19 protein-coding genes are annotated in these 26,745 nt (G+C 62.8%); all 19 read left to right on the top strand.

All coding sequences use genetic code 11. The annotated features are described in order from the left end of the window. Complete coding sequence (gene tssJ, locus LW136_RS21905) at positions 1–483, top strand: type VI secretion system lipoprotein TssJ (protein ID WP_090522908.1); 483 nt, start codon at positions 1–3, stop codon at positions 481–483. A 2-nt stretch (positions 484–485) separates the two neighbouring features. After that, positions 486–1,817 (top strand): type VI secretion system baseplate subunit TssK, encoded by a 1,332-nt coding sequence (gene tssK / locus LW136_RS21910; RefSeq protein ID WP_234174194.1) that lies wholly within the window; start codon positions 486–488, stop codon positions 1,815–1,817. A 5-nt stretch (positions 1,818–1,822) separates the two neighbouring features. Beyond that, complete coding sequence (gene icmH / locus LW136_RS21915) at positions 1,823–2,704, top strand: type IVB secretion system protein IcmH/DotU (protein ID WP_234174196.1); 882 nt, start codon at positions 1,823–1,825, stop codon at positions 2,702–2,704. Position 2,705: 1 nt separating this feature from the next. Next, positions 2,706–6,245 carry a type VI secretion system membrane subunit TssM gene (tssM, locus tag LW136_RS21920; protein ID WP_234174199.1) on the top strand — a complete coding sequence of 1,180 codons (3,540 nt, stop codon included), beginning with the start codon at positions 2,706–2,708 and terminating at the stop codon, positions 6,243–6,245. Then, entirely contained in the window at positions 6,245–6,976 is a 732-nt protein-coding gene (locus tag LW136_RS21925; RefSeq protein WP_234174200.1) for a PP2C family protein-serine/threonine phosphatase, read from the top strand. Before tssM ends, LW136_RS21925 begins: the two co-directional genes overlap by 1 nt. Continuing rightward, positions 6,973–7,950: a serine/threonine-protein kinase gene (locus LW136_RS21930; protein ID WP_234174201.1), complete on the top strand. Its 978-nt coding sequence runs from the start codon at positions 6,973–6,975 to the stop codon at positions 7,948–7,950. The genes LW136_RS21925 and LW136_RS21930 overlap by 4 nt, the downstream gene beginning before the upstream one ends. A gap of 21 nt (positions 7,951–7,971) precedes the next feature. Next, positions 7,972–10,020 carry a type VI secretion system Vgr family protein gene (locus LW136_RS21935; protein ID WP_234174202.1) on the top strand — a complete coding sequence of 683 codons (2,049 nt, stop codon included), beginning with the start codon at positions 7,972–7,974 and terminating at the stop codon, positions 10,018–10,020. A 53-nt stretch (positions 10,021–10,073) separates the two neighbouring features. Continuing rightward, positions 10,074–12,392: a hypothetical protein gene (locus LW136_RS21940; protein WP_234174203.1), complete on the top strand. Its 2,319-nt coding sequence runs from the start codon at positions 10,074–10,076 to the stop codon at positions 12,390–12,392. Further along, positions 12,389–13,249: an XAC2610-related protein gene (locus LW136_RS21945; protein WP_234174204.1), complete on the top strand. Its 861-nt coding sequence runs from the start codon at positions 12,389–12,391 to the stop codon at positions 13,247–13,249. The genes LW136_RS21940 and LW136_RS21945 overlap by 4 nt, the downstream gene beginning before the upstream one ends. A gap of 449 nt (positions 13,250–13,698) precedes the next feature. Then, a complete protein-coding gene (locus LW136_RS21950) occupies positions 13,699–14,364 on the top strand; it encodes a hypothetical protein (protein ID WP_234174205.1) in 666 nt (221 codons plus the stop codon). Between the two features lie 584 nt (positions 14,365–14,948). Next, complete coding sequence (locus LW136_RS21955; RefSeq protein ID WP_234174206.1) at positions 14,949–16,820, top strand: di-heme-cytochrome C peroxidase; 1,872 nt, start codon at positions 14,949–14,951, stop codon at positions 16,818–16,820. A 20-nt stretch (positions 16,821–16,840) separates the two neighbouring features. Beyond that, positions 16,841–17,977, top strand: a complete 1,137-nt coding sequence (locus LW136_RS21960) for a catalase family protein (protein WP_234174207.1) — start codon at positions 16,841–16,843, stop codon at positions 17,975–17,977. Positions 17,978–18,104: 127 nt separating this feature from the next. Next, positions 18,105–19,253 carry an MlaE family ABC transporter permease gene (locus tag LW136_RS21965; RefSeq protein WP_234174208.1) on the top strand — a complete coding sequence of 383 codons (1,149 nt, stop codon included), beginning with the start codon at positions 18,105–18,107 and terminating at the stop codon, positions 19,251–19,253. Next, positions 19,250–20,035: an ABC transporter ATP-binding protein gene (locus LW136_RS21970; RefSeq protein WP_234174209.1), complete on the top strand. Its 786-nt coding sequence runs from the start codon at positions 19,250–19,252 to the stop codon at positions 20,033–20,035. Before LW136_RS21965 ends, LW136_RS21970 begins: the two co-directional genes overlap by 4 nt. A gap of 1 nt (position 20,036) precedes the next feature. After that, on the top strand, positions 20,037–20,975 hold the full coding sequence (locus tag LW136_RS21975) for an MlaD family protein (RefSeq protein ID WP_023445796.1): 939 nt from the start codon (positions 20,037–20,039) through the stop codon (positions 20,973–20,975). After that, on the top strand, positions 20,972–21,598 hold the full coding sequence (locus LW136_RS21980; RefSeq protein WP_221104315.1) for an ABC-type transport auxiliary lipoprotein family protein: 627 nt from the start codon (positions 20,972–20,974) through the stop codon (positions 21,596–21,598). Before LW136_RS21975 ends, LW136_RS21980 begins: the two co-directional genes overlap by 4 nt. 117 nt (positions 21,599–21,715) lie before the next feature. Further along, entirely contained in the window at positions 21,716–22,792 is a 1,077-nt protein-coding gene (locus tag LW136_RS21985; RefSeq protein ID WP_044314265.1) for an HlyD family secretion protein, read from the top strand. Further along, positions 22,789–25,530 (top strand): ribosome-associated ATPase/putative transporter RbbA, encoded by a 2,742-nt coding sequence (gene rbbA, locus LW136_RS21990; RefSeq protein WP_234174211.1) that lies wholly within the window; start codon positions 22,789–22,791, stop codon positions 25,528–25,530. The genes LW136_RS21985 and rbbA overlap by 4 nt, the downstream gene beginning before the upstream one ends. A gap of 1 nt (position 25,531) precedes the next feature. Beyond that, positions 25,532–26,659 carry an ABC transporter permease gene (locus tag LW136_RS21995; RefSeq protein WP_234174212.1) on the top strand — a complete coding sequence of 376 codons (1,128 nt, stop codon included), beginning with the start codon at positions 25,532–25,534 and terminating at the stop codon, positions 26,657–26,659. Positions 26,660–26,745: the final 86 nt, after the last annotated feature.

The following is a 26,745-nucleotide window of genomic DNA, read 5'->3' on the forward strand; positions in this document are numbered from 1 at the left end:
ATGCCTCGTCGCATCACCCTGGCCATGCTGGCCTCGCTGCTCGTGCTGGGCGGCTGCTCGGCGCTGTCGCCGTACTCCAAGCTGACCAAGCTCGACCTCGAACTGCACGGCAGCGACCATCTCAATCCCGACCTCAACGGCCGGCCGTCGCCGATCGTGCTGCGCCTGCTGGAGCTCAAGCATCCGGTGGCGTTCGAAAACGGCGACTTCTTCGCCCTCTACCAGCGGCCCAAGGAAGCCCTGGCGCCAGACCTGGTGACCTCCGAGGAACTGGAACTGCGTCCCGGCGAAAGCCGCGAGCTGAAGCTATCGGTGCAGGAGGGCAGCCGCTATGTCGGCGTGCTGGCCGCCTACCGCGACCTGCCGGAAGCCAGCTGGCGCTACGTCATCGCCGTGCCGCCGCAAGAGCGCACCCGTGTCGCCCTAAGCCTGGATGAGCGCGGCATCGCGCTGTTCGACCCGCTCGCCGAAGAAGGAAAATAAGCATGAGCCTGCACAAGGTTGTCTGGCAGGAAGGCATGCTGCTGCGTCCGCAGCACTTCCAGCAGAACGATCGCTACTACGATCACCAACTCAAGGCGCGCACCCAGAAGCTGGGCAGCTATGCCTGGGGTTTCTTCAATTTGGAGATCGACCGCCAGTTCCTCAACATGGGCAAGCTGGTGCTCAGCCAGGCCAGAGGCATCCTGCCGGATGGCACGCTGTTCGAGCTGGGCAGCGAGCGCGAGCCACTGGCGCTGGACATTCCGCCGAACACCGGCAGTACACCGGTATACCTCGCGCTGCCACTGGTCACCGGCAACCACATCGAAACGCGTCGCCCCGAACAGAAGGACGTGCTGGCGCGCTACACCGCCCATGAGCTGGATGTCGCCGACTCCAATGCCGGCGACAGCAGCACCAGCCAGGTCAGCACCGGGCTGCCGGATTTCCGCCTGCTGCTGGGCGAGCAGCAGAGCGACCAGGCCTACGTGAAACTGCAGCTGTGCGAGGTGCTCGACACCACGCCGGACGGGGTCATCAGCCTCGACCCCGAGTTCATTCCGACCTACGTCAACTTCCAGGCCTCAGGCTATCTGCTGTCCTGCCTGAAGGAAGTGATCAGCATGCTCGCCCACCGCGGCGACACCCTCGCCGAGCGCATCAGCGCCACCGGCAAGGTCGGTGGCGCCGAGGTCGGCGACTTCATGATGCTGCAGCTGATCAACCGTCACGAACCGGTGCTGCGCCACTACCTGGGCGTGGAGCAGGTGCACCCGGAGCAGATCTACCGCGACCTGCTTGGTCTGCTCGGCGAGCTGGCGACCTTCTCCAGCGAGAGCAAGCGCCCACGCCTGGAGGGTCGTTACCAGCACAGTGACCAGGGCGCGAGCTTCCGCAAGCTGATGGACGCGATCCGCCAGGTGCTGTCGATGGTGCTCGAGCAGCACGCCATTGAACTGCTGCTGCAGCAGCGCCAGTACGGCATCCAGGTATCGCCACTGCACGATCACAAGCTGCTCGGCACGGCATCCTTCGTGCTTGCCGCCAGCGCTCAGTGCGATTCGGAAACCCTGCGCACCCGCCTGCCGGCGCACCTGAAGATCGGCCCGGTGGAGCGCATCCGCCAGCTGGTCAACCTGCATCTGCCGGGCATCCGCATCAAACCGCTGCCTGTGGCTCCGCGGCAGATCCCCTTCCATGCCGGCAAGACCTATTTCGCGCTGGAACTCAGCGCCGAAGACCAGGCGCAGCTGGAGCGCTCCGGCGGCTTTGCCTTCCATGTGTCCGGTGACTTCGCCGGGCTCGAACTGAAATTCTGGGCGGTCAGGGACTGAGCGACATGATCAAGGAAATGGATTACGGACAGAACGACCACACGGTCATCGTCAACCGCGCCGGCGAGGCCCCGGCACAGAGCCCGTTGACCGACTTCGACACCCCGCCGCGCTTCGAGCAGCTGGAGGAGCGGATGATCTACGCCGCCCGCCTGCGCCCGGCGGAAACCTTCAACATCAGTCTCAATCCGCTGGTGGCCGCCGCCTCACCGCTGCTCTCGGAAGTGGTACGGCTCAAGCACAGCCTGGACAGCGAAGACCTGCAGGCACTGCACCGGCAATTGAGCAGCGCGATCAAGCTGTTCGAGCACCGCGCCCTGCACGACGGCGCCGAGAGCAGTCAGGTGATGGCGGCGCGCTACGTGCTCTGCACCATTCTCGACGAGGCCGTAGTGACCACGCCCTGGGGCAACGAGAGCGAATGGTCGCAGATGAGCCTGCTGTCCTCCTTCCACAACGAAACCTTCGGCGGCGAGAAGTTCTTCCAGCTGCTCGAGCGGCTATCGCGCAACCCGGTCAAGCACCTGCCGATGCTCGAGCTGATGTACCTGTGCCTATCCCTCGGCTTCGAGGGCAAGTACCGCGTGTTGCCGCGCGGCATGCTCGAGCTGGAAGCGGTGCGCGACAGCCTCTACCGGCAGATCAGGCAGATGCGTGGCGACATACCGCGCGAGCTGTCGCCGCACTGGGAGGGCCTCAAGGACACCCGCCGGCGCCTGGTGCGCATCGTACCCTGGTGGATGGTCGCGCTGTTCACCCTGATGTGCCTCGGGGTGATCTACGGCGGCTTCGCCTGGGTCCTCGGCGAACAACGCGAGAGCGTGCTGCAGCCCTATCGCTCGCTGGACATGGATGCCGGCGATTCCACCTTGTCAGGGATGAAATGAGATGAAGACGTTCTTCGGCAAACTCGGCGCCGTGCTGCGCCGAACCTGGGTCTGGAGCCTGCTGCTGGTCCTGCTGCTGGCGGTTCTGGTGTGGTTCGTCGGACCGCTGCTGGCGGTGAATGACCACCGCTTCTGGGAGTCATCCAGCAGTCGTCTGCTGAGCATCAGCGTCCTGTTCCTCGGCTGGGGCCTGGCCATGGTCTTCGCCAGCTGGCGCGCCAGCGTGCGCAAGAAGCGCGATGCCGAGGACCAGGACATTCAGGAGCAGCTGCGCCGCGACGGTCTGATCGGCGAGGAGCAACAGGAACTGCGCCATCGCTTCAAACAGGCGCTGCGCACCCTGAAAACCTCCAGCCTCTACCGCGGGCGCAGCGAGAAATGGCGCAGCGAGCTGCCCTGGTACCTGCTGATTGGCCCCCAGGGTAGCGGCAAGACCAGCCTGCTGGATTTCTCCGGGCTGGATTTCCCGCTCAACCGCAGCGAGCAGCAGCGCCTGACCAAGGACGTTTCAGGCACCCGCTACGCCGATTGGTACTTCGCCGATCATGCCGTGCTGATCGATACCGCCGGCCGCTATCTGACCCAGCCCGACGTCGCCGTCGACGGTAGCGCCTGGGACACTCTGCTCGGCCTGCTGCGCAAGCGCCGTGCCCGACCGCTCAACGGTGTACTGGTCAACCTGCCGGTGGATCAGCTGCTAGGCGGCAATGAACTGGAGCTGGAGAACCTTGCCCGTCAGGCTCGCCAGCGCCTGCATGAGATCTACCAGCGCCTGGGCGTCGATGTACCCGTCTATCTGGTGCTGAGCAAGGCCGATCGGATTCTCGGTTTCGACGAGTTCTTCGATCAGCTGTCCCGCGAGGAAAGCGATCAGGTGCTCGGCGCCAGCTTCCGTAAGGAGCAGGACGGCAGCGATGCGCAGGTGGTACGCGAGGAGTTCGAGGAACTGCTGCGCCGGCTGAACAGCCAGGTAATCATGCGCATGCACCAGGAACGTGACACCCAGCGCCGCGGACGCATCCTCGACTTTCCGCATCAGCTGGGGCAGATCGGCGAGCGCCTGAGCCTGTTCATCGAGCTCGCGTTTGCCGGCAACCGCTACCAGCGTGCCAGCCAGTTGCGTGGTTTCTACCTAACCAGCGCGCCGCAGCTGCGCGAAGGTCTCGACCCGCTCACTGCCGGCATCGGCCGCCAGCTCGGCCTGGCCAGCAGCGCTCTGCCGACCTTCCGCAGTGGTCGTGCACGCTTCATCAATCAACTGCTCAGCCGAGTGATCTTTCCCGAAGCCGAACTGGCGGGCCTCGACCAGCGCGAGGTCCGCCGCATCGACTGGGGCCAACGCGCGCTTTATGCGGGCGCCTTCGGTTGCCTAGTGCTGTTCGGCGGCGCCTGGGCACTGAACTTCTCCAGCAACCACGAGCGCCTCGAACAGCTGCGCGGCATCGCCCAGACGCTGGGCGGCGAACGCAAGACCATCGAGGTGGAAGACGAAGCACTGCGCACCCTCAAGGTGCTCGATGGCAGCTACGCGGCAACCCAAGTATTTCCGCCCAGGGACGATGTGTCCTGGCTACGCCGTGGTGGCCTGTATCAGGGCGAGGCGGTCGACCCGACATTGCACGACGCCTACCGCCGCGATCTGGAAACGCTGCTGCTGCCACGGGTCGCCCGGCAGCTGGAAGCGCAGATCCGCGCCAACCTGAATGATCGCGAACAGCTGCTCGGCAGCCTGCGCGCATACCTCATGCTGAACCTTGCCGAACGCCGTGATGCGGCGTTTCTCAAGGACTGGCTGGCCGCCGACTGGTCGCTGCGCCATCCCGGCAATGCCGTGGCACAGCAGGGACTCAACACGCACTTTGCGCGGCTGCTGGAAGAATCCTTTGCGCCGTATCAGCTGAACGACAATCTGGTGGCCAAGGCCCGTGCCCAGCTACGCAGCGAATCGCTGGCGGCGGTGGTGTACCGCATGCTGCGCGATCAGGCGCGCAACCTTCCCGACTATCGACTGAACACCCAGCTCGGCCCGCAGGCGCCACTATTCGTCGGTGGCGATTACACGATTCCCGGCTTCTATACCCAGCGCGGCTACCAAAAACTGTTCGTCGCTCAGGGCGCCGATCTGGTCAGCGAAATCCTCCGCGACAACTGGGTGCTGGGCGAAGGCGACAGCCTCAGCGCCAAGGACCTCGGCCGTCTGCTGGTGGAAATGGAGCAGCTGTACTTCCGCGATTATGCCGCGCACTGGAGTGAAGCGATCGCCCAGCTGAACATCCTCCCCGCCGGTAGTGCGGCCCTGGGTGCCGCGCAGCTCGCCGGGCTCACCGCTGCCAACTCGCCGCTGCTGCAACTGCTGCTGGAAGTACGCGAGAACACCCGCTTCGCCGGTCTGGCCGAGGCGACCGCCGGGGCCGGCGAGCTGGCCGAAGCGGCGCAAGGCGCGGGCGGCAAGCTCGGCAAGGCGGCCAAGCTGGCCACCGCTGCAGCCGAGCAGGCCCAGGCCGCCATGCTGAAGAATATCCCGGACACCGCGCGCAAGACCCTGGAGCGCCGCTTCGCACCGCTGCACCAGCTGCTCGACGAGAACGGCGCGGCTGGCCGAGAGCTGACGGCAAGCCTGCAGGCACTCGATGCTCTGCAATTGCAACTGGCCTCGCTGGCCCACGCCAGCGCACCGGAACAGGCCGCATTCGAGATGGCCAAGGCGCGCATGGGCGGTCAGCGCGACGCCATCAACCAGCTGCGCAGCAGTGCTGCTCGCCTACCGCAACCGGTCGGCAAGTGGCTGGGACTGCTGGCCGAGGACAGCTGGTCGCTGGTGCTCAGCGACGCCTATCACTACCTCAACCAGCGCTATCGCAACGAGCTCTACGCCAGCTACCGCGGTTCGCTGCGCGAGCGTTACCCATTCAGCGCCCACAGCGCCAGCGACGTCGCCCTCGCCGACTTCCGCGAGTTCTTCAAGGCCCAGGGCCTGGCGGACAGCTTCTTCGAGCGCTACCTCAAGCCCTTCGTCAGCGGCAGCGCCGGCCAGTACCGGTTACGCCGGGTCGACGGTCGCGGCCTGCCGTTGTCCGAGCAGTTCCTCGCGCAGATGAGCCGCGCGCAAACCATTCGCCGCAGCTTCTTCGCCGAGAACCCCAACGAGCCGCTGATCCTGTTCAAGCTCGAGCCCTATTCGCTGGATTCGAGCCTCGGCCGGGCCGACTTCCGCTTCGGCAACCAGCAGATGGAGTATCGCCACGGTCCGATCGTGCAGACCGCATTCCGCTGGCCAGCCGAGGCCGACGACGGGCGCACCAGCCTGGTGGTGGAAGAACTCGGCGGCCGTCGCGTCGGCATCGAGAAGAACACCGGGCCCTGGTCGCTGTTCCGCTTGATCGACCTAATGCAGGTCGACTACCACAGCGGCCGCGACGTGCTGATGCTCAAGGCCGATCTCGGCGGCCTGCGCGCCAACTACCTGCTGCATGCCCAGCGCTCGCCGAATCCGTTCGACCTCGCGCTGCTGCGCGGCTTCAAGCTGCCGGCAACACTGTGATGAGTGCAACGGTGTGCAGCTGGCGCAGCGCGGCGCGCACCGACACCGGCAAGGTGCGGGCGCGCAACGAAGATGCCTTCCTCGACCTGCCGCAGGCCGGCCTCTGGGCCGTGGCCGACGGCATGGGCGGACACCAGAACGGCGCGCTGGCGAGTCGCCTGATCGTCGAGCAGCTGGCCGATCTGTCCTCTACGGGCGACCTGCCAGAGCGGGTGCTGGCGCTGCGGTGCTGCCTGCACGAGCTGAATCGCCGGCTCAGCCAGGAACTGACGGTCACCGCCGAACGCCCGGACCCGGTGATCGGCAGCACCGTGGTCGCCCTGCTCGTGGAGGATGACCGCGCGGCATGCATCTGGGCCGGCGACAGCCGCTGTTATCTGTGGCGCAGTGGGCGGCTCTATCAGCTATCGCGGGATCATTCGCTGTTGCAGCAGCTGCTCGACGAGCAACAACTGACCCCCGTACAAGCAGCCAGGCATCCTGCGGCCCATGCGCTGACCCGCGCCATCGGGGCCAGTGAAAAGCTGGAGCTGGATATCCTCGAGTTCGACGTGTTTCCCGGTGACACGCTGCTGCTGTGCAGCGATGGGCTTCATCAAAGCATGTCCGCCGATGCCCTCGGTGCGGCACTCAGCCTGCCATCCACTCACCTGTCACTCGAAAGGCTGTTTCGTCAGGCATTGAAGGGGCCGGCGCGGGACAACCTTAGCGCCGTGGTGATCCGCCGATGAACGCACCGCAACTGCAGGCCAGCGACCTCACCTACTTTGCCCTGACGTCCACCGCGGCCACGCCAGCAGCGGTCAAACCGAAGACAGCCCCTGGCGAGCTGCCGGACGTGCTCGGTGGCCGCTACCGGATCGAGCGCCTGCTCGGCGTCGGCGGCATGGGTGAGGTCTATCGCGCGCGCGATCTGCTGCGCGAACAGTTTGGTGATCCGGAACCTTACGTGGCGCTGAAGACGCTCAGCGAGGATTTCGCCGAATACCCGGACGCCAGCGCGCTGCTCTACAGCGAGTACGCACTGACGACACGCCTCAGCCATCGGCATGTGGTGCGCCTGTACAACTTCGATATCGACCCGGCCAGCCAGCGCGCCTTCATCACCCTGGAACTGCTCAAGGGGCCAACCCTCGACCAACTGCTGTGCGAACGCCCGCAGGGCATAGCCTGGAGCGAACTGCAGGGCATCGCGCTACCGCTGCTGGAAGCGCTGAGCTATTCCCACAGCCTGGGCGTGCTGCATGGCGACCTGAAGCCGAGCAATGTGATGCTCGCCGAGGACGGCCTGCGCCTGTTCGACTACGGCCTCGGCCAGCCGCTGGAAGGCCTGCTACCCGGTCTGCCGCGCCTGTGTCGCACGCGTTTTGCGGCTTGGACGCCGCGCTATGCGGCACTGGAACTGCTCGACGGCGGCGAGCTGACCGCCAGCGCCGATATCTATGCGCTGGCCTGCGTGCTCTACGAACTGGCCAGCGGCAGCCATCCGTTTCGCCGGCTCAGCGCTCGCCAGGCCAAGGCGATGGAGCTGGATAGCACCCTGCAGCGCCCGCCGCAGCTTCCCGCGCATTGCTGGCCAGCCCTACGCACAGCACTGGCGTTCGACGCAGCGCAGCGCTCGATCGATGCAGCAGGCTTGCTGCAGGCCTTCAGCCGCCCCGCACCGAGCCGCTTGCAGCGCTGGTTCGGTCACTCCCACGGATGACATCAGGACAAGGAAAGCCCCATGTTCAACGCGGCCAATGAAACCCACTTCAGCCTGACGCTCGAAGGCGTGGAGCACGATCTGCAGGTCCTCGCCTTCAGTGGTCGGGAAGCCATCAGCCAACCGTACCGCTTCGACCTCGAGCTGATCAGCGAGCTGCCTGATCTGGATCTGCAGGCGCTGCTGCATAAACCCGCCTTTCTCGCTTTCGACCCCGCCGGCATGGGCATCCACGGCCTGGTCCACCGCATCGCCCAGGGTGAATCGGGCAAACGCTTGACCCGCTATCGCCTTACGCTCGTTCCGCAACTGGCCTATCTCGCGCATCGCACCAACCAGCGCATCTTCCAGCACCTCAGCGTGCCGCAGATCATCGCCCAGGTGCTCGAGGAGCACGGCATCCAGGCCGATGTCTACCGCTTCCAACTCGGCCCAGTGATCTACCCGCCGCGCGAATATTGCGTGCAGTACGACGAAACCGACCTGCACTTCATCCAGCGCCTGTGTGAGGAAGAAGGTATCCATTACCACTTCGAGCACAGCACCAGAGGTCATGTGCTGGTTTTCGGCGATGACCAGACCAGCTTCGCCAGACTCGGCCAGCCGACCGCCTATCTGCAGGACAACGGCATGACGGCCGACGAGCCGGTGATCAAGCGCTTCGCCGTGCGTGTCGCGACACGCACCAGCCGCGTCAGCCGTCGTGACTATGATTTCGAGCAGCCCAGATTACTGATGGAAGCGGCCTATCGCGCCGAGCCAGCACAGGCCTCCAACTCGCAACCAGACCTCGAAGACTACGACTATCCGGGTCGCTTCACCGAGCGCGCCCGTGGCAAGCAGATGTCGCAACGCGCTCTGGAGCGCCATCGCAGCGATTACCGCCTCGCCGAGGGCGGCAGCGACCAGCCGCAGCTGGTCAGCGGTCATCTACTGGAAATCTCCGACCACCCGCGCCGCGAATGGAACGACCTCTGGCTGCTCACCGAAGTGCTGCATGAAGGCAAGCAGCCGCAGGTGTTGGAAGAGTCGATCACCAATAACGTCGATACCGGTGACGGCTTTGCCCAGGGCTACCGCAACCGTTTCAGCGCCACGCCCTGGGACATTCCTTTCCGTCCGCCGCTGAACCATCAGAAGCCGAAGGTTCTCGGCAGCCAGACCGCCGTAGTTACCGGGCCGGCGGGCGAAGAAATCCACTGCGATGAATACGGCCGCGTGCGCGTCCAGTTCCACTGGGACCGCGAAGGCCAGGCCGACGACAAGACCAGCTGCTGGCTGCGCGTGTCGTCCAGCTGGGCCGGCGACCGCTACGGCGGCATCGCCATCCCGCGGGTCGGCATGGAAGTGCTGGTGACCTTCCTCGAAGGCGACCCCGATCAGCCGCTGGTGACCGGTTGCCTCTACCACAAGGAACACCAGGTTCCCTACGACCTGCCGGCGAACAAGACCCGCACGGTGTTCAAGACCCTCAGCTCACCAGGCGGTGGCGGCTACAACGAACTGCGCGTCGAAGACCGCAAGGGCGCCGAGCAGATCTACATTCACGCCCAGCGCGACTGGGACGAGAACATCGAGCACGACCAGAAGATCCGCGTCGGCCACGAGCGTCACGACACGGTGGAGGCCAACAGCTACAGCGAATTCCGCGCCGAGGAGCACCTGGCCGTTGCCGGCGACCGCAAGGTCGAAGTCAAACCCCACGACCACCTCACCGTCGGCCAGACCCAGCACATCAAGCTCGGCACTGCCCATCTGACCAAGGCCGGCCGCGAGATCCACCTCAAGGCCGGGCAGAAAATGGTCATCGAAGCCGGCATCGAGCTGACCCTCAAGGCCGGCGGCAGCTTCATCAAGCTCGACCCGGTCGGCATCACCGTCTCCGGCCCGCTGGCACGAATAAACGCCGGCGGCTCGCCGGGCAAGGGCTCGGGGATCAAGATCAAATCACCGGTGCTGCCGGGAATGGCCGATAGCGACAAGGCCGGAAGCCTACTGGAGCAGGCAATGCCAAGTGAGGCGGACAGCCTGCTCAGCAAACGCAAGCGCTCGCTCAATTTTTCAGGCTAAGAAAAGGACAGAGCCGGCTGCCCCGCCGGCTCGAACGCAAGGATGCATCGAACATGAACCAATCCAACCCGATCAGCTGGGCATACCCGTTTCCTGGCAAGGACAGCAGCAACAATGCGCTGCAGCTGCTTACGCATATGGCCCAGGCCAAGGGCGGGTTCTACCCCACCGGCGAGAACGGCTTATGGCATGGCGGCGTGCACTTCGACGAAGGCACGAGTGCTGCATTCGACCAGTCGAGTGTGCGCTGTATCGCCGACGGAGAAGTAATTGCCTACCGCATCGATGAGCGCTACCTGGTCAGCGAATTCACCGACGACATTCCGTTGGTCAAACGAGCGCCCTTTTCCACGGGGTTCGTTCTGGTCAAGCACAGCCTGCAGCCGCCGCCGCTGACGAACGCTGACGGCAGCATCGTCGAAGGGCAAACCCCTCCAAGCCTCACTCTCTACAGCCTGTACATGCACCTGCTGGATTGGGTGAGCTACCAGGCACAAGCGGACCTTCCGCGCCCCGCCTTCTGGGAAACCAAACGCTATACCGTGAATACGCAGCACGATGGCCTGAGCGTTCGCGCAGGCCCGAGCAAGCACACCACCAAGCTGTCGGAGCTGTCCAAGGGTGCCGAGATCACCATCGGCGAGACGGAAGGCGAGTTCAGCAAGCTGGTCAGCCTGATCAGCGGGACGGCACAACCCGCCCTATCAGCCGACGACGAGGGGCAACTGCCCGGCTATGTATCCACCAGCTTGCTCAAACCGCACAGCGAGCCAGCGGAATACGGCAAGGTCATCGTTCTCGACAGCGGGTTACCGATCAAGGCGGGTGACCTTATTGGCCATCCCGGCCTGTACCAGAACCACGACAGCGCCGCTCAGCGCATGGTCCATGTCGAACTGTTCAGCTGCGACGATGTGCCCGCCTTTATCGCCCGGAGCCGCGCCTGGGCCAGCCGCTTGCCGGACGACAAGAAAACCCTGCTCAAGGTCTACAAAGGTGCGAGCAAACTGATCACCCATCGGGACGATATCAATGCCGAGAACCCGCCCAAGTTGGACGACGATGGCACGCAGATCGGCGTCGACCTGATCATTCCGCAGTCCTTGCTGGATGGACTCTCCGCTTCGAGAAAAATCCAGGTCAAGGATGGTGCTGACAACATTATGCGCTGGTGGCAGCTGGACGGCCTGTTCGCCGACGCCAACGGCAATCCCATCGACGGCTGGCTCGCCGAACAGGAGCTGATCACTACTCGTCACAGCCCTTGGGAATGGGAAGGCTTCCAGTGCTTCGAGGAAACCGGAACGCCCATCGAAAAGCTCGCCTACGCCTTCAATGCCAGAGGCCTGCTAAGCGCAGACGAACAGCACAACTACCGGGCGCAGATCAGCAAAGCCGATGGCGGTCCAATCGTAACGCTCGCTCGACTCTACGATATCGCCGATACCAACAAGGATGGCGTATTGACCAGCGCTGAAATCCAAGCCGCGCTGACCAGGCCTTGGCACGCCCAAGTGCTTGGCCAATTGGTCGCCAAATATGAAAGCGAGTGGTTCTGGAACAAGGGCAAGTGGGATGAGCTTGATCCCTTGTTAGCGGAGGAGCCCGGAAAACCGAACCTTGTTTGGGAGGTGGAAAAGCAGCGAATCAAGACGTTGAGTTGGTGGAACGATCTGGCTGGGAGACATGGGATTCCTACGAGCGGAATAATGTGGAATATTTCACCAAACGGTTTCTTATCAAGCTTCGCCAACAGGGCTCTTCTGGTTTCTAGAGCAGCGCTTGCGTATATCATGAACTCAGCTTCCGACGAGATACTCGATAAGTACCTTCTTCCGATCAACAATACGCTTGAAGCATTTGAAATAAATACACCTCTTCGTATAGCACATTTTTTGTCTCAAATAGGGCATGAAACCGGAGAGCTGCGGTACTCTGCGGAACTCAGCTCTGGCAAACAATACGAAGGTCGTTCAGACCTAGGCAACACCCAAGCAGGCGACGGGCAAAAATTTAAGGGGCGCGGACTCTTGCAAATAACTGGGCGAAGCAATTACGAAGCCTGCGAAGCCTTTCTAAAAAACATAAAAGAGTTCGAAAACCTCGATATTACAAGTTCCACTGAGCGCGCAGAGCAGCTGGCGTGCAATCCAAAGCTAGCAGCACTCGCATCCGGCTACTACTGGGCTAAGCTGAAACCTAACTTAAATGCAGCCGCTGATAGCGATGACTTATTCTGGGTATCAGTCTACGTGAATGGATGGGCAAGGCAGGACAGACCATTCTACCCAAACAGAAGCAAAGAACCTAACAACATGCATCACCGCGCGCAAATGCTGGAACGAGCAAAGCGAGCTTTGGGAATTTTATGAAGAGAGTTATCACTGCAGTTCTTTCATTAGCTTATCTGCACGTATGCCATGCGGAAACTGCATCTGTGACAGAGATAATAGCCTATGAAGGCAAGGTCGCTGGAAGCGAAATTTTTATGACGCTATCGGAAACTGACGGCGATATTGTAGGAGGCTACCATTATAAAAAATATGGCACAGCCATACCGCTGCGAGGCTCAATTGAAAACAACCATATAATATTGATAGAAAAGTCCACCTTAGGCAAGGCAAAGATAAGTGCCGAGCTTGACAATCAATTGATGAAGGGCACCTGGAAAGGTGACAGGATTAGCCACAGTATTCATGCCAGCGCCCTCAGCAAAAGCTACAAAAATCTCATTAACGGAATAGACATTTCAAAAAATCACCCAAGTACTAATATAGCAATTAAATTTATAGACGGCAGAACCCAAAATCTTGAAATAGAGACCCTAACGGATACCACATCGATCGTGTTCGAGGACTACAACTTCGACGGCTTCCCTGATTTGAGAGTACTCGAGAGCAGCACTGGTTCCAATACAACTTACATTGCATGGACTTACGAGCCAAGCAAAAAAGCATTTGAATACTCTGAGGAAATGTCAATGCTGTCGAGCCCTAAGGTCCTGCATAGCGAAAGGGCAATACTATCCTTATCTCGAGATGGCTGTTGTCGTTACATCGCCTCCAAATCAGCGGGCCACGAAAAGCACTCTGTCGAATTCGAGTATGAGAAGCTTACAGGGGTTGAACGCGTAACTGATTTAAAAACAAATACAACCACAACTAGATTAATAAGCCAGAAATACTTCGAGCGAAAATATCTTACTCCCATGGGAGCTGATGGCTTATAGGTACTCCATCTTCAAAAAAGCAGAACAAGGATTGGTGGACGGAGAACATAACGATCAATCTTCTAGTTCTCCTTACGATCCGCCCGCACTCTACAAGCCGATGCCAATTTCGTAAGCCAACCGGATAAAGCAGCCGAGCCCGAACATTCTGTCCGATTATGATCTAAGATATGAAAGAAGGTAATTTTTACCGGAAAAAAACTAAGCGACTATATTAATTCTGTTGAGGTAGATTATGTAGAGGCTCGCAGAATAATCAACGGCTCTGATCAGCATTAACTTATAGCCGGCTATGCAAGAAAGCTTGAATCCATCCTAAGAAAAACGTCCTCGGCAAAGAAAAGCTTCGCTCCATGAGACACGTACGGTTTTTAGCTCTGCTTATCTCACTAACGATGACTACCAGCGCACACGCAAGCACTTACACCATTTCATCCAACGACGACGGGGTGCCGGACATCTATACAGCAGACATGGAAGCGGGCACTCTGACGATCAAGCAGGGAACGGAAACGACAATTATCACCGATATAGTTGGCTACGCAGGGCAGACAGCCAGAACGTTGGTACGGTTCAATGGCGGGCCCGCACTGAGCTATGAAAACTCTGGATCGAATACACATTTCGAAGTCTTTTATACCCTAAAAGTCAAAGATAATATCCCTCTTATCGACTGCATATACAGCAATATTCGCAACGGGCAGAATGGTGCCTCCATTCGAAAAGCTGTTTGCAACCTTAAAAAAATATTATCGAGCGATTACCAGGATACAGCTTTCCGTTACACAGACGCCTGGATTGAGGAATCTAATAGAGTGTCCCTACAATCTGTTATGGCCGAGCCTGCTGAAGCCGCTGTAACACCCCTCGGCAAGCTAGGCGATGTGCTTGTTGGGCTGCGCTACGACTCGATTGAAGATCTAATGTCTGCTACTCCGAAAACCATAGCTTCAGTAGCCGGGAAAACTTATGTAGTGACCATCGGTAACGCTTATTTGGTGTATGACGTCGATGGTGTTACAGCATCAGCGCTGGATGTGGAAACGGACCCTGTAGCACATTCATTGAAGCGCCTGACAGCTACAGAGCTATTGCAAGCTATTAAGAAAAACTAAATTTTCTCACCGCCTGATGCACCCACCCATTATTCATGCTTAGATTCATACACGCCATAACCTATACTATTATAGCGGTGCTGACTGTCCCACTTACCGCAGCAACGGAACGTCTACCACCATTTTTTTACTGCAAATCGAAATCCGACAAAACCCTAGAGTTATATAAACAGAACAATACGATCAGCTATAAATTTGGGCATCCGGGCCGCACACCCGACCTTGAATTAAATAGATTGGTGGATGAGGTTTACATATCAATAGGTAACGCGACCGGCAGCGAACTGAGTAACTCTGTCACGTTCACCAATAGCTCCTACTCGTATACGGTTATATCCACAATTAACAGAGTGACTGACGTCCAAATACCCGAGCACGGCATCCTAGTGAAGAAAAACTCAAAATACCTAAGTTATATCTCATGCATTCCAGCCTCCGTGCGCGGAAACCTGCTGGACGTTGAATAATTGCCTAAAGCGGCGACTACTTGTTGCCTGCGGTGCAAAACATACGACTTCTTATTGCCATCACCCCACAACCCTGCCATAAACGCGCACTCGCCATGACGCTACAAGGATGTACCGATGCGATTGCTGCGCCGAGCCCTGGGGGCTGTCTTGTTGTTGGCCGTGCTGGTCGTGGGGGTCGGGCTGTATTTCGTGGCCTACCCGAACCTTCCAGAGTACGAAGCGCCCGAAGCGCTGCATTATCTGGAGCAGTGGGACACCACGCAGCGGCAGACCTATTACTACACGCCGCAAGGCACCCAGGTTAAGGGACTGGAGTACGACTGGTTCCGTGCGCTGGAGCGGCCCTTCAGCCGGGACAGGTTCGCCACGCCCGACTACCTCGCGCGCTTCGGCTTTCTGGTCGATCCCGCACAGCAAGCCACCGCGCTGAACCCCGGCAACCTGCCGGTCGGCTTTGCCCGCCACGAGGATGATGAGACCGGTCGCGCCTATCTGGATGTGACCTGCGCTGCCTGCCACACCGGCGAGCTGCGCTACGGGGGTCAGGCCATTCGTATCGACGGCGGCGCGGCGATGCATTCGCTGGCCTCCACCGTGCCGACCTTGCGCGGTGGAGCCTTTGGCCAGGCGCTGGGCATGAGCATGGCCTTCACCTACTACAACCCGCTCAAGTTCCGTCGCTTCGCCGTGCAGGTGCTGGGCGAGCGTTACGAGCGGGACCGCGCGCAGTTGCGCCACGACTTCAAGCAGGTGCTCGACCGTCTGCTCGGTACGGCCTACAACGACTGGCACCGCGGGCTCTACCCCACCGAAGAAGGCTTCGGCCGTACCGATGCGTTCGGTCGCATCGCCAACAGCGTGTTCGGCGACACCATCGATCCGGCGAATTACCGCGTGGCCAACGCGCCGGTGAGCTACCCGCATCTGTGGGATATCTGGAAGTTCGACTGGGTGCAGTGGAACGGCTCGGCCATGCAGCCGATGGCGCGCAATATCGGCGAGGCGCTGGGTGTTGGCGCCACGCTGCGGCTGCTGCATGAGAACGGCCAGCCCGTCTCCGAAGCCGAGCGCTACGCATCGGGCGTTCGCGTACGAGACCTGCACAGGCTGGAAACCACGCTCATGCAGCTGGCCCCGCCCCGCTGGCCCGAAGACGTGCTGGGCGCGATCGATCTCACGCAGGCCAGCCTCGGTCGCGCGCTGTACAAGGAAAACTGCGCGCATTGCCACGACGCCAGGCCCAAGCCGGTCGACAAGCGTTTCGCTGCCGAGCGCGACCCCGAGTGGCGCATGAAGGTGATCCCCACCTCCTTCGTCGGTACCGATCCGACCACGGCCGACAATATCGCCGACCACCGCTTCGACCTGACCCGTCTGGGCTGGACTCAGGACGAGCTGGATCGTCTGGATGTGCAGCTGTATGGCGCGCCAGCCGGCCCGCTCGATCTCGCCAGCCTGTCCAGCGCCAAGGGGCTGGCCTATATCACGGCCTATGTCGAAGAGCGCGCCTACCGTGACGCCGGCATCGACGAGGTCGAGCGCGCGGAATTCGACGGCTTCGGCCTGCCGATCGGCGTGCAGGAACTGCGCGGCTACAAGACACGTCCGCTGGACGGCATCTGGGCGACGCCGCCGTTCCTGCATAACGGCTCGGTCCCCACTCTGTTCCAGCTGCTGTCGCCGGTCGCCGAACGGCAGAAGCAGTTCTGGGTGGGTAGTCGCGAATACGATCCGCAGCACGTAGGTATCCGCACCGAGCGCTTCGACGGCGGCTTTCTGCTGGATACCGCGATCACCGGCAACGGCAACCGCGGCCATGAATTCCGCGCCGGCTGCCGTGGCAACGGCGTGATCGGCCGGGCACTGGCACCGCACGAGCGCTGGGCGCTGGTCGAGTACCTCAAGGTGCTCGGCGACCCCCGCTTCGAGCCGCGCCTCGAGGAACTGCCGGCGCGCGCCCACAACCCCGGCCCACGCTGCCCCTGACCCGTACAAGGATCTGCCTCATGCTGACAAGACTCTGGCTCTGGATCGGCCGCCTGCTGGGCCGGCTGCTGCTTGCCGTCACTGCTATCGGCCTGGCCGGCTGGGCGATCGCCGCCGTGCACTTTCACCTCACCCATCGTGGCCCCGTCTCCAGCGAAGAGGTCATCGCGCCGACTGAAGCGGCCGACACCCAGGCGATCATCGCCGACGCCATCGCCGTGGTGGAACAGCACAGCGAGAACACCCGTGTGCTGCGCGACGCCCATGCCAAGGCCCACGGCTGCGTGCGCGCCGAGGTCAGCGTGCGCGCCGACCTGCAGCCCATGCTGCGCCAGGGCGTTTTCAGCGAACCGGGCAAGACCTGGCAGGCCTGGGTGCGACTGTCCAACGGCAACGCCTATCCGCAGTTCGACCGCATCCGGGACGCGCGTGGTATGGCGATCAAGCTGCTCGACGTGCCGGGGGAAAAGCTCTCGCGCGACCCGCGCCATGCCGGCGAGCAGGACTTCGTAATGTTCAACCATCCGGTGTTCTTCGTGCGCGACGTCGCCGAGTACCGCAGCAACTTCGCCGCCCAGGCGCAGGGCAAGAAGGCGCTGGCGTTCTTCCCGAGCGTTGATCCGCGCAGCTGGGAGCTGCGCCATCTGTTTATCGCGTTGCAGACCCTGGCGCCTGCACCGCAAAGCCCGGTTGCCACCACCTACAGCTCGGTGGCGCCCTACAAGTTCGGTCCGCATAACATCAAGTACCGGGTCATCCCGACGCCGGAGAACTGCCCGACCTACCAGCTGCCCGAGCAGAACCGCGACCTGCCGAATTTCCTGCGCAGTGCGCTCTACCAGCAGCTGTCCCTCGACCGCGCGCCCGCCTGCTTCGCCCTGCAGGTGCAGCGGCAGAACGCCGAGCACTACATGCCCATTGAGGACACCAGCATCGAGTGGGACGAAGCCATCGCGCCATTCGAGACGGTCGCCGACATCCGCCTCCCGCCGCAGGACTTCGACAGCCCCGAGCAGAATCTCGCCTGCGATAACCTCAGCTTCAACCCCTGGCACGCACTGCCGGAGCATCGCCCCATCGGCGGCATCAATCGGCTGCGCAAGGCGGTGTACGAGGCGATCAGCAGCTATCGGCTCGAGCGTAACGGCGCACTTTGACGCGACCGTCGTGGTCCATCCGCCGGCCGTTGCCGACCACGGGCCATCCGGTCCTGTCTTGCCGGGCAGAGCCCTGCTAGCATCAATCGGGACTCCATCGCCCGACATAGGCACCCGTTTGCAGCAGATGAGCGCCACCCTGTCCTCGTCTCCCGGTTCGGTGACCCTCGATCCAGGGGCTTCACCATTGCGGGCGCACATCGTCGGTGACTGGACCCTCGCCCATTACGCAGCGCTGCGTCGTGAGGTGCAGCGGCTCAGGGCGCGGATCGACGAGCGCAGCCAGATCGAGCTGAGCGGGCTGGGTGCACTGGATACGGCAGGCGCCGGCCTGCTGGTGGAATTGCTGGGGCCCGAGCGGATCGCCGCCATCGCCGCCTGGGCGCCGCAATTGCCGGTCGAACGCCTGGCGCTGCTGCGCACCGTCGCCAGCGCCCTGGATCAACCGGATGCCGCCGAGCCGCCGCGTGGCTATGCCTTCGGCGACATACTGGCCCACGTCGGTCGCACCGTCGCTGCGGTATGGAAGCAGCAGCGCATGCTGCTCGGCTTTATCGGCCTGACCCTGCAGACGCTGCTGCTCACCCTGCCAAGACCGCGGCGCTGGCGGCTGACCTCACTGGCCGTACATATCGAGCAGACCGGGCTGGACGCGGTGCCGATCGTCGCGCTGCTGACTTTTCTGGTCGGCGCGGTGGTGGCCTTTCTTGGCGCGACGGTGCTCGCCGACTTCGGCGCGACCATCTACACCGTCAACCTGGTGGGCTTTTCCTTCCTGCGCGAATTCGGCGTGCTGCTGGCGGCGATCCTGCTCGCCGGGCGCAGCGCCAGCGCCTTCGCCGCGCAGATCGGCTCGATGAAGTCCAATGAAGAGATCGACGCCATCCGCACCCTCGGCCTGAGCCCGTTCGAGCTGCTGGTGCTGCCGCGGGTGCTGGCGATGCTGATCACGCTGCCGATCCTGACCTTCGTCGGCATGCTCAGCGGCATCGCCGGCGGGCTGGTGGTGTGCGTGCTGGCGCTGGACATCTCGCCGACGATGTTCTTCAACATCATGGCGCGCGATATCGCCGTCAGCCATTTCCTGGTCGGGCTGAGCAAGGCCCCGATATTCGCCTTCATCATCGCGGTGATCGGCTGTCTGGAAGGCTTCAAGGTCAGCGGCAGCGCGCAGTCGGTGGGCGAGCACACCACCTCCAGCGTGGTCCAGGCAATCTTCATGGTGATCCTGCTGGACGCCATCGCCGCGCTGTTCTTCATGGAGATGGGTTGGTGACGAGCAACGACTCGCTGATTCAGGTACGCGGACTGGTCAATCGCTTTGGCAGCCAGACCGTGCACGAGAATCTCGACCTGGACATCCGCCGTGGCGAGATTCTCGGCGTGGTCGGCGGTTCTGGCACCGGCAAGTCGGTGCTGCTGCGCAGCATCGTCGGCCTGCGCCGGCCCAACGCCGGCAGCGTAACGGTATTTGGCGAGAACCTGCTGGAACTGTCGGCCGCGCGCCGCTCACAGCTGGAACGACGCTTCGGCGTGCTGTTCCAGCGTGGCGCACTGTTCACCTCGCTGAATCTGCAGGAGAACGTCGCCCTGCCGCTGATCGAGCACGCCGGCCTCGAACGCAAGGATGCCGAGCATCTGGCGCGACTGAAGCTGGCGCTGGCCGGCCTGCCAGCGGACGCCGCCTGCAAGTACCCCGACGAGCTGTCCGGCGGCATGATCAAGCGCGCCGCCCTGGCCCGGGCGCTGGCGCTGGACCCGGAAGTACTGTTTCTCGACGAGCCCACCGCCGGCCTCGACCCCATCGGCGCGGCAGCCTTCGACCAGCTGATCCTGACCCTGCGAGACGCGCTGGGCCTCAGCGTGTTTCTGGTGACCCACGATCTGGATACGCTCTATACCATCTGCGACCGGGTCGCCGTGCTGTCGCGCAAGCGCGTGCTGGTGGCCGATCGCCTGGAGGTGGTGGAAGCCACCGACGACGCCTGGATTCGCGACTACTTCCACGGCCCACGTGGCCGGGCGGCGCAACAGGCTGCCGACTTGCAGGAGACCTGACATGGAAACCCGTGCCCATCACGTGCTGATCGGCCTGTTCACCGTCCTGGCAGTCGGCGGCGCCCTGCTGTTCGCCCTCTGGCTGGGTAAGTCGAGCATGGATCGCGAATACAACTATTACGAGATCAGCTTCAATCGCGCGGTCAGCGGGCTGTCCAACGGCAGCTCTGTGGAGTACAGCGGCATCAAGGTCGGCGACGTCGAAGCGCTGTGGCTCGAGCCGGACGACCCGCGCAAGGTGCGGGCGCGCATCCGCGTCTATTCCGGCACGCCGATCAAGCAGGACACCCGCGCCCGTCTGGCGCTGGCCAACATCACCGGCAGCATGATCATCCAGCTGCACAGCGGCACGCCGCAGAGCCCGCCGCTGGAGGGCAAGCGCGGCGAGCCGCCGCTGATCATCGCCGACCCGTCGCCGCTGAGCGCGTTGCTGGAGAACGGCGAAGACCTGATGACCAACATCAACAACCTGCTGCGCAGCGCCAACCTGATGCTCTCCGAGGACAACGCCGGGCGCATCGGCCGTACCCTGGCCAATCTGGAGCAGGCGACCAGCGTGCTGGCCGAACAGCGTGGCGATCTGAGCGAAGCGCTGACCCAGCTCGCCCAACTGGGCCAGCGGACCAACACTGCGCTGGAGGAAATCACCCGCCTGACCCAGAACGCCAACGGCCTCATCGACGATGAAGGTCGCCAGCTGCTGAGCACTGCCGGCGAGTCGATGGCGGCACTGGAACGCGCCACCTCGCGGCTGGACGCCCTGCTGGCAGACAACCAGGGCGCGCTGAACAACGGCCTGCAAGGCTTCAGCGATCTGGGCCCGGCGATCAACGAACTGCGCGGCACCCTCGGCGCGCTGCGTCGCGTCACCCAGCGCCTCGAAGACAATCCAAGCGGTTTCCTCCTCGGCCGCGAGAAGATTCAGGAGTTCACCCCATGAGCCGCCTAGCGCTGTTCCGCCCTCTCGCCCTCGCGACGCTGCTCGGCACGCTTTCGGCCTGCACCTTGCTGCCCGACGCCGAACCAATCCGGGTGTTTCTGCTGCCGACCGGCGACGTGCCGGCAAATCAGTCCACTGGCACCTTGCGCCAGGCACTGCGTATTCATACCCCCCATGCAAGCCGCATCCTTGCCGGGCCACGCATCGCCGTGGTGCCGAACGGCAACCAGATCAGCAGCTATCAGGGCGCGCGCTGGGGCGATGCGGCACCGACGCTACTGCGCGACCGCTTGGTCGAGCAGTTCAGGCAAGGCGGGCAGGCAGCGGCAGTGAGCAATGAGGAAAGCAACCTGTTCGCCGAGCTGGAGCTGTTCAGCGATCTGAGGGCGTTTCAAAGCGAATACATCGACGGCCGCCCTCATGTGCGGATCCGTCTCGACGCGCAGCTCGCCTCGACCGCTGACCAGCGGATTCTCGCCAGTCGCCGCTTCGACATTCTCCAGCCCGCCCACAGCCCACAACTGGAAAGCGTCGTAGATGCCTTCGCCCAGGCCAGCGACGAGCTGAGTCAGCAGTTGCAAGGCTGGGTCGTGGCGGTAGCAAAAAGCCATCCCGCGCAGTGAAAACCGGCGAAAAAGTCGATTAAAGACGCTGAACCGCAGTTTTATTGACTCAGGCTAAGCGTAACCTTCAGGGCAATCGCTTAGCATGCGAACTATCGCTTCAAGTAAGGAACGCCCATGAAAGCGCCAGCCCAGAAAAATCTTCGACGGGTGCTGTTCGCGCTCGTCGCGCTCGTGGTAATCGGCCTGCTGGCATGGTCGGAGTTGCGCACGGATGGCTTGGGCGAGGGCTTTGCCAGCGGCAACGGCCGGATCGAGGCCACCGAGATCGATGTGGCGACCAAGCTCGGTGGGCGCATCCGCGAGATCACCGTCGACGAGGGCGACTTCGTCCAGCCGGGCCAGATCATCGCGCGCATGGATACCGAAGTGCTCGACGCCCAGCTCAACCAGGCCCGCGCCCAGGTGCGCCAGGCGGAAAACGCCATACTCACCGCCCAGGCGCTGGTTACCCAGCGCGAGAGCGAGAAGGCCACGGCCGAAGCGGTGGTGCTGCAACGGCGCGCCGAGCTGACCGCCGCGCAGAAACGCCACCAACGTACCAAGACGCTGGTCGACCGCAACGCCATGCCGCGCCAGCAGTTGGACGACGACCTTGCCGCCATGCAGAGCGCCCAGGCCGCGCTGGCCGCCTCCCGCGCACAGGTGCTGTCCGCCGACGCCGGTATCGCCGCCGCCAGGTCCCAGGTCATCGAAGCGCAATCTGCACTGGAGGCAGCACAGGCCAGCGTGGTTCGGCTGCAAGCGGACATCACGGATAGCGAACTGAAGACCGATCGCGTGGCGCGCGTGCAGTACCGCGTGGCGCAACCGGGCGAGGTACTCGGCGCCGGCGGCAAGCTGCTCAATCTGGTCGACCTGGCCGACGTCTACATGACCTTCTTCCTCCCCGAGCGCCAGGCCGGCCGGGTGGCGATGGGCAGCGAGGTGCGCCTGGTGATCGATGCGGCGCCACAGTACGTGATTCCCGCCAAGGTCACTTATGTCGCCAGCGTCGCGCAGTTCACGCCGAAGACGGTGGAAACCGAGAGCGAGCGCGAGAAGCTGATGTTCCGGGTCAAGGCGCGGATCGATCCGGAACTCCTGAGAAAACACATGGAGCAGGTCAAGACCGGGCTGCCCGGCATGGCTTATCTGAAGCTAGACGCTGACACCGAATGGCCGGCGCACCTGCAGATCAATGTCGGCAAATGAACCAGTCTCCTGACCCGGTCGCCGTGATCAGCGGAGTCAGCCTGCAGTACGGCAAGACCCGCGCGCTGGATGACCTCAGCCTGAGCCTGCCGGCGCGCTGCATGGTCGGCCTGATCGGTCCGGACGGGGTCGGCAAGTCGAGCCTGCTGGCGCTGATCGCCGGTGCGCGCAAGTTGCAGCAGGGCCAAGTGCAGGTGCTCGACGGCGACATGGGCGATGCCGGCCACCGCCGTGCGGTCTGCCCGCGTATCGCCTACATGCCTCAGGGGCTGGGCAAGAACCTCTACCCCACGCTGACGGTGTTCGAGAACCTCGAGTTCTTCGGCCGCCTGTTCGGCCAGGACGCCGAGGAACGGCACTGGCGCATCGCCGAACTGACCCGCAGCACGGGCCTCGCGCCCTTCGTCGAACGCCCGGCGGGCAAGCTCTCCGGAGGCATGAAGCAGAAGCTCGGCCTCTGCTGCGCACTGATCCACGATCCCGACCTGCTGATTCTCGATGAGCCCACCACCGGCGTCGATCCACTGTCGCGCGCGCAGTTCTGGGAACTGATCGAACGCATCCGCCACGAGCGCCCGCAGATGAGCGTATTGGTCGCTACCGCCTACATGGACGAGGCGCAGCGCTTCGACCATCTGGTGGCGATGGACGCCGGCAAGGTGCTGGCCACCGGCACACCGGCCGAGCTGCTGGCGCGCACCGGCAGCGACTCGCTGGAGCAGGCCTTTATCCGCCTCCTGCCGGAAGCCAAGCGCAGCCAGCATCGTGAACTGGTCATTCCACCACAGCCGCACAGTGACAGCATCGCCATCGAGGCTCACGGCCTGACCATGCGTTTCGGCGATTTCGTCGCGGTGGACCAGGTCAATTTCCGCATCTCCCGCGGCGAAATCTTCGGCTTCCTCGGCTCCAATGGCTGCGGCAAGACCACCACCATGAAGATGCTCACCGGCCTGCAGCCGGCCAGCGAGGGCGACGCCCTGCTGTTCGGCAAACCGGTGGACCCGCACGACATGCAGACCCGCCAACGCGTCGGCTACATGTCCCAGGCCTTCTCGCTGTACAGCGAGCTGACCGTGCGGCAGAACCTCGAGCTGCATGCGCGACTGTTCCACCTGCCGGCGGAGCGGCGCGCCACGCGCATTCAGGAGATGCTCACCCGCTTCGATCTCACCGGCGATGCCGAAAGCCTGCCCAGCAGCCTGCCGCTGGGCGTGCGCCAGCGCCTGTCGCTGGCCGTGGCGGTGATCCACAACCCGGAAATCCTCATCCTCGACGAGCCCACCTCCGGGGTCGATCCGGTGGCGCGCGATGGCTTCTGGGAGTTGCTGGTGCAGCTGTCGCGCGAGGACGGCGTGACCATCTTCATCTCCACCCATTTCATGAACGAGGCACTGCGCTGCGACCGCATCTCGCTGATGCATGCCGGACGGGTGCTCGATAGCGACACGCCGCAGGCGCTGATGGCCAAGCGCGGCCTGCCGACGCTGGAAGAGACCTTTATCGCCTACCTGGAAGAGGCCGCCGCCGCGCATGCCGCCGACCAGCCAGCAGCGACAACCGCCGCAACGGGAAATCCCACCCAGCCGACAGGCAATAGCGGCCGCCAGGCCCGCTTCAGCATTCGCCGCCTGCTCAGCTACACCCGCCGCGAAGCCATGGAGCTGCGCCGCGACCCGATTCGGGCGACGCTGGCGATGCTCGGCAGCGTGCTGCTGATGTTCATCATGGGCTACGGCGTCAGCTTCGACGTGGAGAACCTGACCTACGCCGTGCTCGACCGCGACCAGACCACCACCAGCCAGCACTACCTGCTGAACATGGCCGGCTCGCGCTACTTCATCGAACAGGCGCCGCTGGCCAACCATGCCGAGCTGGACCAGCGCATGCGCAGCAACGACATCAGCCTGGCGGTGGAGATTCCGCCGAATTTCGGCCGCGACCTCAAGCGCGGCGCTGTGCCGCAAGTCGCGTTCTGGATCGATGGCGCCATGCCGATGCGCGCCGACACCATCAAGGGCTATGTGCAAGGCATCCACCTTAACTACCTGCAGCAGCTGGCCCGCGAGGCGGGCGTCGACGGGCAACTGGCACCGGCTGACGTGGCCATTCGTTATCGCTACAACCCGGACGTGCAGAGCCTGCCAGCCATGGCACCGGCGATGATCCCGCTGCTCCTGATGATGATCCCGGCGATGCTCACTGCCCTGGGCGTGGTGCGCGAAAAGGAACTGGGCTCGATCACCAATTTCTACGTCACGCCGACCACCCGCCTGGAATTCCTGCTCGGCAAGCAACTGCCCTATATCGCTCTGGGCATGTTCAATTTCGCCACCCTGGCGCTGCTGGCGGTGTTCGTCTTCGGTATTCCGATCAAGGGCAGCATCCTCACCCTCTGCCTTGGCGCGCTGCTCTACGTGACCTGCGCCACCGGCCTGGGCCTGCTGATGTCGTCGATATTGAACAGCCAGATCGCGGCGATCTTCGGCACCACCATCGTCACCCTGCTGCCGGCCATCCAGTTCTCCGGACTGATCCATCCGGTTTCTGCGATGGAAGGTGCCGGTGCCTTCATCGGCAAACTCTACCCGACCAGCCACTTCCTGATCATCAGCCGCGGGGTGTTCTCCAAGTCGCTGGGGCTGGCGGAGCTGTACCCCTATTTCATTCCCATGCTGCTGGCGATCCCGCTGCTGACCCTGCTCAGCGTCGCCGGCCTGCGCAAGCAGGAGAAATGACATGGGCGGCCTGCGACGCAAACTCGGCAACATCTTCCAGCTCGGCCTCAAGGAACTGCGCAGCCTCTACCGTGACCCGGCGATGCTGGTGCTGATCATCTATTCATTCACCCTGGCCATCTACGAAGGCGCCACCGCGATCCCCGAGGCGCCACATCGGGCTAGCATCGCGGTGGTCGACGAGGATCGCTCACAAGCCTCGCGGCGCATCATCAATGCCTTCCAGCTGCCCTACTTCATCGAACCGAAAGCCATCACCCTGCAGGAGATGGACAGCGGCATGGACGATGGCCTCTACACCTTCACCTTGAACATTCCGCCACGCTTCCAGCAGGACCTGCTCGCCGGCCGCCAGCCGACCATCCAGCTCAACGTCGATGCCACCCAGGTCAGCCAGGCCTTCACCGGCGCCGGGCACATTCAGCAGATCATCGCCAGCGAGACCGCCGAGTTCGTTCGCCGCTATCGCAGCAGTGACGCGCTGCCCGTCGAGGCGGTGGTGCGCACGGCGTTCAACCCCAACCTCAGCCGGGCCTGGTTCGGCGCGGTGAACGAGGTGATCAACCAGATCACCATGCTGGCGATCATCCTTACCGGCGCGGCGCTGATCCGCGAACGCGAGCACGGCACCATCGAACACCTGCTGGTGATGCCGGTGACCCCATTCGAAATCATGGTCGGCAAGGTCTGGGCGATGGGCCTGGTGGTGCTGGCCGCAGCGGCGTTCGCCCTGCGCTTCGTGGTGGAAGGCTGGCTGGATATCCCGATCCAGGGCTCGCTGTGGCTGTTCGCCGGCGGCGCGGCGCTGCACCTGTTCGCCGCCACCTCGATGGGCATCTTCTTCGGCACGGTGGCGCGCTCCATGCCGCAACTGGGCCTCTTGGTGATCCTCACGCTGATTCCGCTGCAAATCCTCTCCGGCGGGGTGACGCCGCGCGAGAGCATGCCGGAGCTGGTGCAGAACATCATGCTGGTGGCACCCACCACGCATTTCGTCGAGCTGGCCCAAGCGATCCTGTTCCGCAGCGCCGGCCCATCCATCGTCTGGCCACAGCTGCTCGCGCTGGGCGTGATCGGCACGGTGTTCTTTCTTGGCGCGCTATCGCGACTACGGGTGTCGTTGCGCTAGCGGCTACGCTTCCTTCAATACGCCCGCCTCGCCAGGCCAACCGCTCTAGCCCAGAGCTTTATGGCATCACGCCAGCATCCTGTGTT

This window comes from Stutzerimonas kunmingensis (assembly GCF_021432085.1).
Taxonomy (GTDB): domain Bacteria; phylum Pseudomonadota; class Gammaproteobacteria; order Pseudomonadales; family Pseudomonadaceae; genus Stutzerimonas.

Excerpts from the sequence above, each read along its gene's own strand:
- tssJ (WP_090522908.1), top strand. The coding sequence starts at position 1 with ATGCCTCGTCGCATCACCCTGGCCATGCTGGCCTCGCTGCTCGTGCTG.
- LW136_RS21945 (WP_234174204.1), top strand. The coding sequence starts at position 12,389 with ATGAAGAGAGTTATCACTGCAGTTCTTTCATTAGCTTATCTGCACGTA.
- LW136_RS21940 (WP_234174203.1), top strand. The coding sequence starts at position 10,074 with ATGAACCAATCCAACCCGATCAGCTGGGCATACCCGTTTCCTGGCAAG.
- LW136_RS21930 (WP_234174201.1), top strand. The coding sequence starts at position 6,973 with ATGAACGCACCGCAACTGCAGGCCAGCGACCTCACCTACTTTGCCCTG.
- LW136_RS21925 (WP_234174200.1), top strand. The coding sequence starts at position 6,245 with ATGAGTGCAACGGTGTGCAGCTGGCGCAGCGCGGCGCGCACCGACACC.
- rbbA (WP_234174211.1), top strand. The coding sequence starts at position 22,789 with ATGAACCAGTCTCCTGACCCGGTCGCCGTGATCAGCGGAGTCAGCCTG.
- LW136_RS21965 (WP_234174208.1), top strand. The coding sequence starts at position 18,105 with ATGAGCGCCACCCTGTCCTCGTCTCCCGGTTCGGTGACCCTCGATCCA.
- tssK (WP_234174194.1), top strand. The coding sequence starts at position 486 with ATGAGCCTGCACAAGGTTGTCTGGCAGGAAGGCATGCTGCTGCGTCCG.
- LW136_RS21960 (WP_234174207.1), top strand. The coding sequence starts at position 16,841 with ATGCTGACAAGACTCTGGCTCTGGATCGGCCGCCTGCTGGGCCGGCTG.
- LW136_RS21935 (WP_234174202.1), top strand. The coding sequence starts at position 7,972 with ATGTTCAACGCGGCCAATGAAACCCACTTCAGCCTGACGCTCGAAGGC.
- icmH (WP_234174196.1), top strand. The coding sequence starts at position 1,823 with ATGATCAAGGAAATGGATTACGGACAGAACGACCACACGGTCATCGTC.
- LW136_RS21985 (WP_044314265.1), top strand. The coding sequence starts at position 21,716 with ATGAAAGCGCCAGCCCAGAAAAATCTTCGACGGGTGCTGTTCGCGCTC.
- LW136_RS21975 (WP_023445796.1), top strand. The coding sequence starts at position 20,037 with ATGGAAACCCGTGCCCATCACGTGCTGATCGGCCTGTTCACCGTCCTG.
- LW136_RS21995 (WP_234174212.1), top strand. The coding sequence starts at position 25,532 with ATGGGCGGCCTGCGACGCAAACTCGGCAACATCTTCCAGCTCGGCCTC.
- LW136_RS21980 (WP_221104315.1), top strand. The coding sequence starts at position 20,972 with ATGAGCCGCCTAGCGCTGTTCCGCCCTCTCGCCCTCGCGACGCTGCTC.
- LW136_RS21955 (WP_234174206.1), top strand. The coding sequence starts at position 14,949 with ATGCGATTGCTGCGCCGAGCCCTGGGGGCTGTCTTGTTGTTGGCCGTG.
- tssM (WP_234174199.1), top strand. The coding sequence starts at position 2,706 with ATGAAGACGTTCTTCGGCAAACTCGGCGCCGTGCTGCGCCGAACCTGG.